12 protein-coding genes are annotated in these 13,843 nt (G+C 65.3%); 10 read left to right on the plus strand and 2 right to left on the minus strand.

The annotated features are described in order from the left end of the window. Window positions 1-41: 41 nt before the first annotated feature. Complete coding sequence (locus tag Spa11_RS04595; protein WP_145108583.1) at window positions 42-548, minus strand: DUF6960 family protein; 507 nt, start codon at window positions 546-548, stop codon at window positions 42-44. A 208-nt stretch (window positions 549-756) separates the two neighbouring features. Here Spa11_RS04595 and Spa11_RS04600 point away from each other — a divergent pair, with 208 nt between their 5' ends. The 9 genes from Spa11_RS04600 (at window position 757) to tmk (ending at window position 11,391) form a co-directional block, all read left to right on the plus strand. Beyond that, window positions 757-2,247: a hypothetical protein gene (locus Spa11_RS04600; protein WP_145108586.1), complete on the plus strand. Its 1,491-nt coding sequence runs from the start codon at window positions 757-759 to the stop codon at window positions 2,245-2,247. A 204-nt stretch (window positions 2,248-2,451) separates the two neighbouring features. Next, window positions 2,452-3,069 (plus strand): hypothetical protein, encoded by a 618-nt coding sequence (locus tag Spa11_RS04605; protein WP_145108589.1) that lies wholly within the window; start codon window positions 2,452-2,454, stop codon window positions 3,067-3,069. Between the two features lie 326 nt (window positions 3,070-3,395). After that, window positions 3,396-3,785, plus strand: a complete 390-nt coding sequence (locus Spa11_RS04610) for a hypothetical protein (protein ID WP_145108592.1) — start codon at window positions 3,396-3,398, stop codon at window positions 3,783-3,785. 572 nt (window positions 3,786-4,357) lie between these two features. After that, a complete protein-coding gene (locus Spa11_RS04615; protein ID WP_145108595.1) occupies window positions 4,358-5,128 on the plus strand; it encodes a segregation and condensation protein A in 771 nt (256 codons plus the stop codon). Window positions 5,129-5,296: 168 nt separating this feature from the next. Further along, window positions 5,297-6,136 (plus strand): MBL fold metallo-hydrolase, encoded by an 840-nt coding sequence (locus tag Spa11_RS04620; protein WP_145108598.1) that lies wholly within the window; start codon window positions 5,297-5,299, stop codon window positions 6,134-6,136. A 149-nt stretch (window positions 6,137-6,285) separates the two neighbouring features. Continuing rightward, window positions 6,286-6,870: a methyltransferase family protein gene (locus tag Spa11_RS04625; RefSeq protein WP_197529740.1), complete on the plus strand. Its 585-nt coding sequence runs from the start codon at window positions 6,286-6,288 to the stop codon at window positions 6,868-6,870. Window positions 6,871-7,290: 420 nt separating this feature from the next. Then, window positions 7,291-9,729 (plus strand): TolC family protein, encoded by a 2,439-nt coding sequence (locus tag Spa11_RS04630; RefSeq protein WP_197529741.1) that lies wholly within the window; start codon window positions 7,291-7,293, stop codon window positions 9,727-9,729. After that, entirely contained in the window at window positions 9,656-10,630 is a 975-nt protein-coding gene (locus Spa11_RS04635) for a helix-turn-helix transcriptional regulator (RefSeq protein ID WP_145108607.1), read from the plus strand. The genes Spa11_RS04630 and Spa11_RS04635 overlap by 74 nt, the downstream gene beginning before the upstream one ends. A 155-nt stretch (window positions 10,631-10,785) precedes the next feature. Beyond that, window positions 10,786-11,391: a dTMP kinase gene (gene tmk / locus Spa11_RS04640; RefSeq protein ID WP_145108609.1), complete on the plus strand. Its 606-nt coding sequence runs from the start codon at window positions 10,786-10,788 to the stop codon at window positions 11,389-11,391. A gap of 95 nt (window positions 11,392-11,486) precedes the next feature. Here the strand turns inward: tmk and Spa11_RS04645 are convergent, their stop codons facing one another. After that, window positions 11,487-12,497: a DUF368 domain-containing protein gene (locus Spa11_RS04645; RefSeq protein WP_145108612.1), complete on the minus strand. Its 1,011-nt coding sequence runs from the start codon at window positions 12,495-12,497 to the stop codon at window positions 11,487-11,489. 392 nt (window positions 12,498-12,889) lie between these two features. On the opposite strand from Spa11_RS04645, the gene ispE reads away from it, so the two are divergent. After that, complete coding sequence (gene ispE, locus Spa11_RS04650) at window positions 12,890-13,810, plus strand: 4-(cytidine 5'-diphospho)-2-C-methyl-D-erythritol kinase (RefSeq protein WP_145108615.1); 921 nt, start codon at window positions 12,890-12,892, stop codon at window positions 13,808-13,810. Window positions 13,811-13,843: the final 33 nt, after the last annotated feature.

Below are 13,843 nucleotides of genomic sequence, written 5' to 3' on the forward strand. Positions count from 1 at the left end.
TGGTTCACCGGTGGCTAGCGCCATGCCGCTCACCCATGCGGTTAGATTGGTGGATCGAGGTCGGGAACCGACCCATCATCCGACGGCGGTTCGCGACGGATTTCTTCGCGGATGACGGGCGGCTCCATCGGCTTGAAGTCGTGGGCTTCGTAGCTCCGCTCTAGCGGCGTGCCATCGGCGAGGCGGAGCCAGTAGCGGACGACGCCCGCGTGCTCGTCCCAGTGAATGTCGCGTACCTGGCCGACGTGCGGCTCATTAGTCATGCCGCGGGCGCGGACCTCGACCCAGTCGCCGAGATCGATCCCCTCGTAAGGCGCCTCACGCCACAGGGAGGGTTTCACCCGGATCGACAAGTCGCCGTAGTAGAGGACGACATAGTCCCCACGCTCGCCGTCGCGGCGCCAGATGCGGGGGCTGGGGATCATCGACCGGGCCGTCGCCACGTCCTCGGGATGCACCCAGTCGTCCCCGTCCTGCGGCCACCAGGGGAAGTAGCCGTACTTGGGGTCGGTCTTGATTGGCGGCAGGGGGGGCAGCTCGTGCGACATGCTTCGATTATACCGCAAATGGCGGGCTTTCCATCGATTTGGAGCTCAGCCGCGGGCGGCAGCCCACGGAGCCCCTGCGCAGGGTTCTCCGTGGGCTGCCGCCCGCGGCTGAGGCGTTTCGAGGTGGGGGCCGTCCCTTGGCGCTCTCTGTGACGTACCCTTTGTTGCGAAATAGCATCGCGTCCCGCACCGACTCCCGCTTACGGCTATGCGTACCGACGACTTCTTCAACCACTACGGCGTCACCCGCAACCCGTTTGCGGAGGAAGACGCGCAGACCGACCAGGTCTTCAAGTCGCGTTGCCGCGAAGTGCGCCACCCGGCTTGGGACAAGGTCTACGGCAGCCCCAACGACCCGGCGACCTCGCTGGTCTTTGGAGAGAAGGGCGCCGGCAAGACGGCGATGCGGTTGCAGATTGTCCAAGCCGTCGGCAAGCACAACGAGACGGCGAAGCCCGAGGACCGCGTCTGGGTCATCGAGTACGACGACTTCAACCCGCTGCTCGATCGCTTCGCCGATCGTTTGCCCGCTCGCAAGGGTCGCGACGCGCATCGTGTGCTCGAAGAGTGGAAACTGTGGGACCACATGGACGGCGTGTTGTCGATCGCCATCACGGACCTCGTGGATCGACTGCTCGACAAGACTCGCCTCGACCGCCGCAGCCTCAAGAACCTCGACGCGGCGCAGCGCCGCGACCTCATGCTGCTGGCAGCGTGCTACGACGACTCGACCGCCGAGCCCCAGAGCCAGCGTTGGAAGCGACTGGCGAGCGTGGTGGGTTATCCCACTTGGCTGGCGTCGGGCTGGTTCTGGATTGGCGTCGCCATCACCGCCGCGATCCTTGGCGCTATCGTGCTGTTCCACTACTGGGACTGGTATCACATCAAGTCCTGGCTGGCCTGGCCGTGGACGTACGTGGCGATCGCCGCCGGCTGGGCGCCTTGGGTGGTAAAGTGGTTCAGCCGTCACCGTCGTGCGTGGAAAGTCGCCAGCAACGTTCGTGTCTTGCGACGCGACCGCGGGACCCTCGCCGGACTCTTGATGCGGGTCCGCACTGAGGACCTCGAGAACCAACCCCTGCCTGATAAGCGGCGCACTGACGACCGATATGAGCTGCTCGGCAAGCTCCAGGGCGTGCTCCGCTCGCTCGGCTACGGCGGCGTCATGGTGCTGGTGGACCGCGTTGACGAGCCGCACCTGTTAGGCGGTCGTGTCGAGGCGATGCGCGACTTCGTCTGGTCGATGCTCGACAACAAGTTCCTCCGCCAGCCGGGCCTTGGGTTCAAGCTGCTGCTTCCGGCCGAGGTGCTCGATTATCTGAACCGCGAAGACCGAGATTTCCACCAGCGGGCCCGGCTCGACAAGCAGAACGTCATCCCGTCGCTCGACTGGACGGCAGAAGCCCTGTCGGACTTGGCGAACGCCCGACTCGCCGCTTGCACCGAGCAGGACCCGCCGCCGATGCTGCGCGATTTGATCGACCCTGCGGTGAGCGACTCGCGACTCAGCGAGGCTCTTCGCTCACTGCGGACGCCGAGGCACCTGTTCAAGTTCTTATTCCGGCTGATCTCGACGCACTGCAATCAGCACCCCGACAGCGATCCGGCGTGGAAGATCGAACCGCAGACGTTCGAGGCGGTGCTAGCGGTCTATGCCCGTGAGCAGGCGTCGGTGGATCGGGGGCTGGCGGCGAGCTGACGCTGTTGCGATCGGCGTTCAGCTATCAGCATTCAGCTGCAAGATATCGACGGAGTCGATTCTCAAGAAAGCTGACCGCTGATGGCTGATGGCTGACCGCCCTTTGCAACCGGCGTTGACCGTAATCTAGCGCTATGCCACTCTCCGCGCCGGCCGCTTGTCCCGCGGCGAAGTATTTCACGTCGTGGCTAGGAGGCCTGTGCCGTGCGCTGCGTTTGCCTGGTGAGTCTGTCGGTGTTGGGTTTGGTAGTCGCTTCGGGCTGTTCACAGTCCGAGCCCGGGCAACCGGCGATGACGAAGAAGGCGCAGCCCGCCGGAACCTTCCAGCCGGCGACCGGAGTCGTCCAGCAGGCGCCGCCGCTGGACCCGGCGGTCGCGAAGGCGATCGGTTCATCGGCCGAGACTTTTATGCGGGCGATCCTGGCGGGCGACACGGGTAGCGCCATGACACTGCTTACCGCGAAGGCGACCGAGCGTTGTCAGGCGGACCCCAGCGCGCTCACACCGATGGGGATGGACGTCGAGCAACTCGTCGTCGGTGAGGTGCGTCTGCTGAGTGAAGCCGAGGCCGCTGCGCAGTGCCTCGTCACCGAGCGTGGCGCCTCCGCGTCGCAGGAGTTGTGTTGCCTGCTGAAGCTCGAAGAGAGCGGCTGGCGCGTCTGCGGTCTGGCCTGCGACACCGGCGACGGCTCGGCCACCGTGGTCAGCTTCGAGGAAGACCTCCAAGCCGCGTCAAGCCCCCAATTTGTCGAAGGGGCGGACCCCGCTAAGGCAGAGGTCCCGCGGACCGCGAACGCGCCGTCTACGGGCGAAATCCGTTAGAGACCCGCGTTTTTCCGCGGTTTCCTGCGACAACCCGCCGCACCGGGGGTCGATTTTATCGACTTTCCCGGATCGGCCCCTTTACAGCCCCCCCGGTCTTGCTAACTTCAGCGCCCCGGACCGCAAGGTTGTTGTAATCGGCAATGTCGCCGTAGACACCCCAGTCGGTCTGGCGCCCCGCCGCGTTGGCGGCGGTGACCCTTACATGCCCGAGGGGTTCACGCATCGGATTGCGTGACGCCGACGGCGGTCGTCAGCGGCGCTGTTGCAGTGTCCCCCCGGGACCGGCGCCAGGCGGCAAGACCCGATGCTGGGAGAAACCAGAGATGAAGAACGTTTTCGCTTTCGCTGTTGCTATGGCCGTCGTCCTGTCGGCTGGCGTCCAGGCTGAGGCCGGTCTGTTCGGTGGCTGCCACAAGAACCGCGGCTGTGCCTCGGCTTGTGAGCCGACCTGCTGCGAGGCCGCTCCGGTCTGCTGCGAAGAGCCCGCCCCTTGCTGCGAGCCCGCTCCCGTTTGCGAGCCCGCCCCGGTCTGCGAAGAGCCGGCCCCTTGCGCCCCGGCTTGTGAGCCCGCTCCTTGCTGCGAGCCGGCCCCGACCTGCTGCGACCCGTGCGACCCCTGCTGCAAGCCCAAGCGCTGCGGCTTCTTCGCTCGCATGAAGGCCAAGCACGCCGCCAAGCATTGCTGTGCCGCTCCGGCTCCTTGCTGCGGCTGAGTCCTGCTTAGCAGGAACGTCGATTCAGCAATTCAGCTGACGCGACAACTCTGAGATTGCATCACGAAGAACCCGCCATCCTCAGCGAGGATGGCGGGTTCTTTTTTTGCGCACGGGTCAGTGGTTAGGTGAGCCGGGAGTGTGAGCGACCGGAGTGAAGCGGGAGCACGGAAATTGAGTGTGTATCCGACGCCCTCCGGTCGCTGACCAGGATTATGCAACGGCTAGCAGTACAAGGTTGGGCAGTAGAAGAAGCGTTAGCGCGTTGTGTCCCCCTGCTTCTTCAGAGGGAGGCCGCTTTCTCTGGTAAACGGGGGGAGGGTGCTGAAGCGAGTACCGGGCGCACCCCCTCCCCCCGTTTACCGGAATAAGCGGCCTCACCCGAAGGCGGTGGAGGGGGATCAAGGGCGCTAACGCTTCCTCGATTGAACTACCGAGCCCACTTCTCACTGCTAGCCCTTGCATAATCCTGTGACGCTCCCGGCTCGCCTTTTTAGCGATGGCGTCTTGTGGCTTTGGCACCAACGCCGCTAGGCTCTGCCGGTTCCTTCCGCCCCATCCCGGCGCCGGCGATGCAAGCTTTCGAGGTCCATCTCGACGCCTATCACGGGCCGCTCGACCTGCTGCTCTATCTCGTTAAGAAGGAAGAGCTGCCGGTCGCCGAGTTGCCGTTGGCAGTGGTGACGCAGCAGTACCTCGATTACGTAGCGGTGATCGAGCGGCTCGACCCCAATGCGGTAGGCGACTTTCTCGATGTCGCCAGCCTGCTCTTGGAGATCAAGTCGCGGAGCGTTCTTCCCTCCGCGGAGGAGGCGGCCGAGGGGCAGCCGCTCGACGACGAAGCGATCGAGTCCCCCGGCGACCTCGTGCAGCGGCTGCTAGAGTTCAAGGAGTACCGCGACGCGGCCGCGAAGCTCGAAACGCTGCGGCTCGACTGGTCGAGGCGCTACACCCGCACGGTCGCCCCGCCGCGGACGGAGGTGGACCCCGCCGAGCAGCCGATCGAAGGGGTCGAGCTCTGGGACCTCGTCAGCGCCTTTGCTCGGGTGATGCGCGACCGTCTCGCGCCGGCCAAGCTCCCTGAGACGATCTACTACGACGAGACGCCGATCCACAAGCACATGGTGCGGATCGACGCTTTGCTGCGGGCGGCCGACGGGACGGTGCCGTTCGAGGACCTCTTCCCCGAGGGACCGGTCCATAAATCGACTCTCGTGGGTGTCTTCCTGGCGATGCTGGAGCTGATCCGCTACCGCCACGCCCTTGCCCATCAGCCGGAGCGCTACGGCGCCATCACGCTGGAAGCGGGGCCGGCGCCGCTGGACGTGTCTTTGATGTCTTAGGCGGGTTTCTCGCGGCGGGGATTGGGGCGATAATCGCGGATTCTCCGTGGTCTTCCGCCCCCCGCAAAGAACCCACGAAGACGGTCAGCCATCCGTCGGGTCGCAGCCGTAGGCGGCAGCCCACGGCGCGCCACGACACGCTCCCCCATCTCGCCACACTCCCCAGCTTTGCCCAACAACGCCCCCGTCAAAACGCTCAAGCACGGCGACCTCACCATCGAGGGCTACAGCCGCGCCGCGGTCCAGAGCTACTGGCGGCTGCCGGAGTTGAGCCTCGGCTTCGACCTCGGCTTGCAGCCCTGGAGCTTCATGGGGACCGAGACATGGTTCGTCTCGCACGGACACCTCGACCACATCGCGGCGCTGCCGGTGTACGTGGCGCGGCGGCGGATGATGAAGATGGACCCGCCCGTCATCTACGTCCCGGCCGAGATCCTTGAGAACGTCAAATCCTTGCTAGCCGCGATGCAACGGCTTGACCGCGGCCGGCTGCCGTGCGAGCTGATCGGCGTCACGCCCGGCGAAGAGATCCAGCTGTCGCGCGAGCTGATTGTCACGGTGACGCCCACGGTCCACACGGTGCCGTCGGTGGGCTACATCGTTTGGGACCGCCGCAAGAAGCTCAAGCCAGAGTACGAGGGCCTCGAAGGGACCCAGATCCGCGACATCCGCCTGTCCGGTATCGAAGTCAGCGCCGAGGTCCGCACGCCGATCGTCGGCTACCTCGGCGACACGTCGCCCAAGGGCCTCGACGACTCGCCCGACATGTACAAGGCGAAGATTCTGATTGCCGAGATGACGTTCGTCTCGCCCGAGCACCGCAAAGAAAAAATCCACAAGCACGGGCACATGCACTTGGACGACTGGGTCGAGCGCGCCGCGCTGTTCGAGAACGAGCTGGTGATCGCGGCGCACCTGAGCACGCGGTATCACGCGCGGCAAGCGGAGAAGATGGTGAAGGAAAAGCTACCCGACATGCTGGGCGATCGCTTGCATCTGTGGTTGTAGCGGAGGAATGAAGCCCCAATGACCAAGCTCCCAATGACCAATGCAGTGCTGCCGCACGAGTATGTCCCTAGCCCTTCCTGCCATTGGTCATTGGGGCGCGGTCATTGGTCATTCGTAACCATCGGCCTCGGCACGGACCGAGGTATCACGTGAACATCCTCCCGCTAACGCCGGCGGCGGTTACGGCGTGGTCCTTCGCTCTCTGGGCGATCGCTGAGGGAGGGGTGCAGCTACTCGGCGTCCGGCAGCCCGACGCGCCGGACCGGCAGCTAGCGGCGCTGACGCCGCTGCTGGTCGCGTTGTACGGCTGCTTCGGTTTCGGGTGGCTCGACGCGGGCGTGCTTCAATGGACGACGCTTGGAGTCGAGTGGAGGTGGCTTCGGTGGGTCGGCGTGGCGTTGACGCTGGTTGGCTTCGGGCTGCGGCTGGCGACTCGTTATGCGATGAGACGTCACTTCAGCGGCTACGTTCAGACCACTCAAGGGCACCGCTTGGTCACGACGGGGCTCTTTGCGTGGATGCGCCACCCGATCTACCTGGCGACGCTCCTGCTTTACGTGGGCATGCCGCTCGGTTTCGGCAGTCTGGGCGCCCTGGGTATTGGACTCGGTATCGGGGCGCCAGCTCTTTGGTGGCGGATCTGTATTGAGGAGAAGTCGCTAGCGGCGTGGTTCGGTGAGGAGTTCACGGAGTACCAGCGACGCACCGCTCGCCTGATCCCCTATGTTTGGTGACTGGCCTAGTGTCAGTTTCGCTTCTTGGCGGCTTGCGCCTTTTGCGTGAGTCCTCCGACCACTTGCGTGGCCGGCTCGCTTTAAACCTCTCTGCGACTCCGCGTCTCTGCGCGAGAACGAAGGCGTCGCTAGCAGAGCCGGCGCGAGAACATCCCCGTTTTTGTTAAGCCGTAACGGTTGTGCGGACGATGTCAGTTCTGCTGAATGCTCCGGCTCGGGGTGGGCGGTCGCGTTTTGGGGGCGCGGCGCCAGCGGAAACGCCTTGAGCCTGAGATCGTGTTTTGGGGGGAAAGCCCGGATCGCTCGCAGCGAGTGAACGGGACCAAGCACGCGTCGGTTGAGTGCGTTGACGTTGCGGGCCTCGGAAGGCCAGCAGCGTCGGCGACGGCGTGTGACGAACCAATCCACGAAGAGCCCGCCATGGATCGGCAAGCCCGCCACTTCTTCTGCGTCCTCCTCGCCGGTATCACGGCGCTGACCGGTTGCGCTCCGACGCAGCCGTTCTACTTCATGGAGGACGGCGACCTGAGCCACTACGTGGACGTAGCGACTCAGATCGAGTACCCGGACGTGGAAGAGCCCTCGCTCGACGAGGTCACGTCGGCAATGGCGCCCCTCACGGTGCGACACTCGGAGAACTACGAGGTCTGGGATCTGTCGCTTGAAGAAGCGACGCGGATCACGCTCACCAACAGCCAGGTGATGCGCCAGCTCGGCGCGGTGGTTCAGGAGCAAGCGCCCGAGACCATCTCGCGCAACTTGATCAACAGCGTCTCGGTCGCGACGACCTACGATCCGGCTCTCGTTGAATCCGCGACGGGAACCGCGTCCGGTTCGCAGTTCAACGGCACGGGGACCGAGGCCGCGCTCTCGGCCTTCGACGCGCAGCTCGACTCGGCGATCTCGTGGCAGAAGAACGACCGCCCGGTGAACGTCGGCGGCTTCGCGTCGGCGTTCCAGTCGCGGGCGTTCCAGCAGGACGCGGCGAACTTCAACGTGGGCGTTAGTAAGACGTCCGCCGCTGGTACTCAGTTCGCGTTCCGCAACAACACGACCTACGACGCCAACAACAACCTCATTCTGCAGAACGCCCCCGCCTTCTCGCAGTGGGGCACCAACTTCGAGACCTTCGTCAGCCAGCCGTTGTTGCAAGGCGCCGGCGCTCAGTACAACCGCATCGCGGGCCCGTTCGCGTTCGAGCAGTACGCTCAGAATGGCGTGAACCCGTTCGATGGTGTGATGCTCGCCCGGATCCGCACCGACCAGTCGCTTGCTGACTTCGAGGGCGCGGCCCGCAACCTGATGCGGGACGTCGAGCAGGCTTACTGGAACCTCTACTTCACGTACCGCGACCTCGAGGCCCGCAAGATCGGCCGCGACAGCGCGCTGCAGACTTGGAAGACGGTCGCCGCCTTGGCCCGCCAGGGCGCCCGGGGCGGCTCGGCCGACCGCGAGGCTCAGGCCCGCGCCCAGTACTTCCAGTTCAAGGCTCAAGTCGAGCAGGGGCTCTCCTCGCTTTACACGGCCGAGAACCGGATGCGTTACATCATGGGCCTCAGCCACACCGACGGCCGCCTCATCCGCCCGGCTGACGAGCCGACGACCGCCCAAGTGGCGTTCGACTGGACCGCGGTCCACAGCGAGGGTCTGACCCGCCGCGTCGAGGTCCGCAAGCAGAAGTGGTCGATCAAGCAGCGTGAGCTCGAGCTGATCGCCGCCCGTAACCACCTGCTCCCGCGTTTGGACGCCTTTGGCACCTACCGTTGGAACGGTGGTGGCGACGATCTGTTCGGCGACGACCAGGGCGCAGCGACGCCGTTCTCACCGGGCGTCGGAGCGTTCAACGTCCTGACCGACGGCAATTTCCAGGAGTGGGAGATGGGCCTGCGGTTCAGCCTCCCAATCGGCTTCCGCCAGCAGATGTCCACCGTCCGGCACCACCAGTTGCTGCTCGCTCGTGAGCGGGCCCTGCTCCAGGACTTGGAGCTAGAGGTTTCGCACCAATTGGGCGACGCGGTTCGTGACCTCGACCTGAATTACAGCCTCACGGAAACGAACTTCAACCGCCGCGCCGCTGCGCAACGCGAAGTCGAAGCGGTTGAAACTTCGTATAAGGCAAACCGGGTAACGCTCGACCTGTTGCTCGACGCCCAGCGGCGTCGCAGCGACGCGGAGACGGCCTACTACCGGAGCCTGGTCGATTACAACCTGGCGATTACGGACGTCCATTACCGCAAGGGCTCGCTGCTCGACTACAACGGCGTCTACTTGGCCGAGGGCCCGTGGCCCGGCAAGGCGTACTTCGACGCGATGCGTCGGGCCCGTCAACGTGACGCGAGCCTGTACCTTGATTATGGTTACACACGCCCGAACGTGATGAGCCGCGGCCCGCACGCTCAGCAGACCGATTCGGCGAGCGGCGTGTACGGCGACGGCGTGATCATCGACGGCGTGCCGTACGAGCAGATGGCCCCCGAGATGGCGTCCCCGCAAGACGGAGAGCCTCTCGAACCGGTCCCTGCCGAGCCGATGGACTCGATGGGGGCGGTGATGGAGACATCGGCGCCCCAGGCGGGCGGCTCGTTGTTCTCGGCTCCAGGCGGTCAGGCGGTCGTCGCCGGCATGGCGACGGGATACGAAATCAATCCGACGACTGAAAACCACCGACCCCAACCGATCGCCACGCCACGCAGCAACGTTCAGATGGCTTCGGCCCAGGCCGAAGGCCGGTCCGAAGGAACATCGTCGGGCGTTGTCCATGCGTACGGCGCCGTGACCGAGAAGAATGAACGTCAAGCGCATTACACGACTCATCGACCTCCTGCAGAGGCTCCAGTCGGGGCAGGGGGGGGACGCTGACGGCCTCGCCGAGGCGTGCGGCGTCAGCAGACGCACGGTGTTCCGCGATATCGAGTCGCTCCGCGAAGCGGGGGTCCCGATCGAGTACGACGCCGACGCGCAGCGCTACCGGATCGACGCAGCTCACTTTTTGCCGCCGACCAACTTGACGCTCGAAGAGGCGTTGTCGGTCGTCTTGCTGGCGGGGCGCGTGGGGGAGCTGGAGCGCGATACGCTGTTCGCCGCCGCCATCGGCGCGGCTGAGAAAATCGAGGCGAGCTTGCCGTCCTCGATGCGGGAGAGACTCAGTGAGGTCGCCGAAGCGATCGACCTCCGCCCGCCGCCGGTAAACCCGCTGGCGGACAAAGGGGATGTCTACCGCGCCCTGTTGCGGGCGAGTGTGGACCAGCAAGCCGTCCGTATACGGTACGACTGTCGGACCGAGTTCCGTGAGATCGAGACCGACCTCGACCCGTATCACTTGCTGTTCCAAGAACGCAGCTGGTATGTGATCGGTCGCTCGTCACGTCACGACGAGGTCCGGACGTTCAACATCGGCCGTGTCAAAGCCGTCGAGCCGACGGGCGCGTCGTTCAAGCGGCCCCCGTCCTTCAGCGTCAAGAAGCACCTGCGGAACGCCTGGCGGCTGATCCCCGACGACGGCCCCGACAGCGAAGTGCACCTGCGTTTCTCGGCGGTCGTCAGTCGAAATGTGGCCGAGGTGCTCTGGCACCCGACACAGCGCTGCGAGTTCCGCGACGACGGTTCGCTCGACTACCACGTCACCGTGTCGGGGATACGTGAGATCGTCTGGTGGGTGCTGGGCTACGGCGATCAGGTCGAGGTGCTGAAGCCCGAACGCCTGCGGCGCGAGGTGGCGCGGCGGCACCGCGCGGCGGCGGAGCGGTATGGGGTGGTGTGAGGCGCCAAGCTCATGTGGGAGGGGTCTCCAGACCCCGATGACGCGCACCACGCCGTTTCGGGATAGACACCGTGATCGGCGTCTGGAGACGCCTCCCACAAACGGGAGGTGCGTGACCTATCGCGTCCCGCCGCTTCGCGCCTTATAACGCCCCCATGTTCCTCTCCCTGGACGGCATCGACGGCGTCGGCAAGAGCACGCAGATGCGGCTGCTGGTGGAGTGGCTTGAGGGCGAGGGCCATCGCGTCGTGACGTGCCGCGACCCGGGGAGCACGCCGCTGGGCGAAACGCTCCGTGAGCTGCTGCTGCACAGCGGCGAGGACCGCCCCATCGGCCCGCGGGCCGAGATGCTGATGTACATGGCCGCGCGGGCGCAGTTGATGGAGGACGTGATCCGTCCCGCGCTGGCGGGCGGCGCGGTGGTGGTGTCGGACCGTTTCCTGATGGCGAATCTGGTCTATCAAGCTCACGCCGGCGGCTTGCCGCGCGAAGCCGTCGCCATGGTTGGCGCCGTGGCGACCGATGGCGTCATGCCCGACCGCGTTTTCCTCCTCGATCTCGATCCCGAAGCCGCCGACCAGCGCCGTGGCCGCGAGCCCGACCGCATGGAGAGCCGCGGCGCCGAGTACCGCCGGCGGTTGCGCGCGGGCTTCCTCGCCGAAGCGGAGCTCGACCCGCAATGCGTCTCGGTGATCGACGCAACACAGTCGATCGAAGCGATCCACGAGTCGATCCGCAGCGCAGTGGCTCTGGACCTTTGATAGAAGGCGAGCCGGCGACGTAAGTCGTCGGTGGAACCCGAGTACCCGCTTCCCACCGACGACTTACGTCGCCGGCTCGCCTTCTATCGTGGGGTTCAGTTCACTTCGTCTTCGAGCGTCTCGGCCACCTCTTCTGGGGTGGTTTCGCTAACGCGCCGTCCCAGCCAGTCGATCACGAAGACCGCGGCAAAGCAGAACACGCCGATCGCCAGGCACGACATCGCTGTACTGTCGAACGAGTCGGGCAACATCGGCTGGAAGAGCTTGAGCTTGAATTCTCCCACGTCAGGAGTCGTGTCCCTTTGGAACGGCCAGACGCGGTATAGCGAGCCGATCATGAAACCCGCTAGCGCCGACATCGTCGAGGACCAGTACCGCGCGAGCAGCCACTTCAGCACACGGCTCATCGAGAGGATGCCGACGAGACAACCCGTCAGGAAGACGCCGAGCGACGCCCATTCATAGCCGGATAGCGACGGCGCGCGGTGCAAGATGCCGGACATCTCTTCGTACTTGCCGAGGATCAACAGGAGGTAGGCGCCGCTGATGCCCGGCAGGATCATCGCGCAGATCGCGATCACGCCGCAGGCGAAGGTGTAAGGCAAACCCGAGAAGGGCGTCATTTGGCCCTGGCTCATGAGCCAGACGGCGAAGATCATTGCCATCAGCCCAATCGCGACGCAGCGGGCGCCGGCAACCGGAGTGTCCGGTTTCGCCAGTCGCGCGACGAGCCAGCCCGACGCCAGTATCAGGCCGAAAAACGCTGAGTAGGTGTAGGTCGCTTGCTCGGTGAGCAGGTACGTCATCACACCAGCGAGGCCCTTCACGCCTGTGCCTACGCCAGCCGCCAACGCGAAGAGGAACCAGGCGTCGATATGACGCCAGGCTTCGCTTAGCTTTCCGCTGAGGACGTATCGGACAAACTGACTGTCGAAACGCGACAGGGCGCTCAGCAACCGCTCGTAGACGCCCAGGATCAGGGCCACGGTGCCGCCAGAAACGCCCGGGATGATGTCGGCTGAGCCCATGGCGACGCCGACGCCGACCGTGCGGAGGAGCGTGCCGGGGGAATTGGAGCGAGGGGGCTCCGGATGGGGGTGGGACACAGCGCGTCAGATAGGGGCGGGGGGAGGTCGGGATGGCCGGGAACAGCTCTGTGGATAGCGTACACTGCGTCTCGGGGGCGGGTCTGACAACCGTGTGTCACTGCGAATCCGGCTGCGGGTCGTTGGGTTTAACCGGATTACCCGGACTGCCTGGTGTGAATTGACGCCAGCAGCAGAGATTCGTACAGTCCAGCAGAACGCTTGACAAACTCCGTTGACAGCGTCGGGGCCAATCGGGTCCAAAGGGCGACAGCGGGGTTGGGTTTTTGCACGAAATCGCCGTCCGCTGGCATTTTCAGAACGATTGAGGAGATCGAGCTGCTGCTGCGTGTTTTGCCGCCATCCCCTTCGGAGAGGGGACGACGTTTCTCTTGTCTAGCTGGAGACGTCCGATGCGACCATCGCCCCATGGCCTCACCTGCCGCCTCGACGCGCCGGCGAAGCTGAATCTCTGCCTGGAGGTCCTGGGCAGGGGGAGCGACGGCTTCCACCAGCTGCGGACGCTGATGGCAACGATTGGCCTCCGCGATACTCTCGAGATAACAGCGACCGGCCAGGGCGAACCGATCCGCCTGGAAGTCCTCGGCCACCCCCGCCACACTGCCGGCGTGCCGACCGACGGCCGCAACCTCGTGGTGCGTGCGCTAGAGTTGCTTAGAGACGAGGCGGGCGTCGATCGCGGCGCCGACGTGCGGCTGGTGAAGCGGATTCCCAATCAAGCCGGCCTCGGCGGGGGGTCGAGCGACGCGGCAGCCGCCCTGCTGGCCGCGGCCCGGGTGTGGGAACTCGATTGGTCGCAGGAACGTAAAATAGAGATAGGCTCGCGGCTCGGAAGCGATGTCCCGTTTTTTGTCGGTGCGATCGGAGATCGCTCGTGGCGCGCCGCGTTGGCGACCGGACGGGGTGAGCGGATTCAACCCACGCCGTTCTCAGCGGGCATGCCCGTCGTCGTGGTGAAGCCCGACGTCGGCCTAGCGACCGCGGCGGTTTACCAGGCATGCCAGCCAGCCGACTACGCGCCCGCCGACGACCCCGACCGGACGCAGAGCGTCGCCGCGGCCCTTGCCGTTGGAGACTGGCGCCGGATGGCGGCCTGGATGACCAACGGTCTGCAGCACGCTGCGGTGCGGCTCGCGCCGTGGCTCGACAGGGTCCGGTCGGCCTTCGATCGGTGCGGTTGTGCGGCTCATCAGCTTTCGGGGAGCGGTTCGGCTTACTTCGGGCTGTTTCCGACGATGGGGCAGGCGCGTCGGGCTGCGGAGAGATTGCGGGCGCTGTGTGTTGGGCAAACCCTTGCCACCACAATTGGCTGACATTTACCGCAGGCGACACGAACAACACATGTA

Source organism: Botrimarina mediterranea (genome assembly GCF_007753265.1).
Taxonomy (GTDB): Bacteria; Planctomycetota; Planctomycetia; order Pirellulales; family Lacipirellulaceae; genus Botrimarina; species Botrimarina mediterranea.

Bases quoted from the DNA above. Each gene is read 5' to 3' on its own strand.
- Spa11_RS04600 (WP_145108586.1), top strand. From the start codon at position 757: ATGCGTACCGACGACTTCTTCAACCACTACGGCGTCACCCGCAACCCG.
- Spa11_RS04615 (WP_145108595.1), top strand. From the start codon at position 4,358: ATGCAAGCTTTCGAGGTCCATCTCGACGCCTATCACGGGCCGCTCGAC.
- tmk (WP_145108609.1), top strand. From the start codon at position 10,786: ATGTTCCTCTCCCTGGACGGCATCGACGGCGTCGGCAAGAGCACGCAG.
- Spa11_RS04610 (WP_145108592.1), top strand. From the start codon at position 3,396: ATGAAGAACGTTTTCGCTTTCGCTGTTGCTATGGCCGTCGTCCTGTCG.
- ispE (WP_145108615.1), top strand. From the start codon at position 12,890: ATGCGACCATCGCCCCATGGCCTCACCTGCCGCCTCGACGCGCCGGCG.
- Spa11_RS04630 (WP_197529741.1), top strand. From the start codon at position 7,291: ATGGATCGGCAAGCCCGCCACTTCTTCTGCGTCCTCCTCGCCGGTATC.
- Spa11_RS04635 (WP_145108607.1), top strand. From the start codon at position 9,656: ATGAACGTCAAGCGCATTACACGACTCATCGACCTCCTGCAGAGGCTC.
- Spa11_RS04595 (WP_145108583.1), bottom strand. From the start codon at position 548: ATGTCGCACGAGCTGCCCCCCCTGCCGCCAATCAAGACCGACCCCAAG.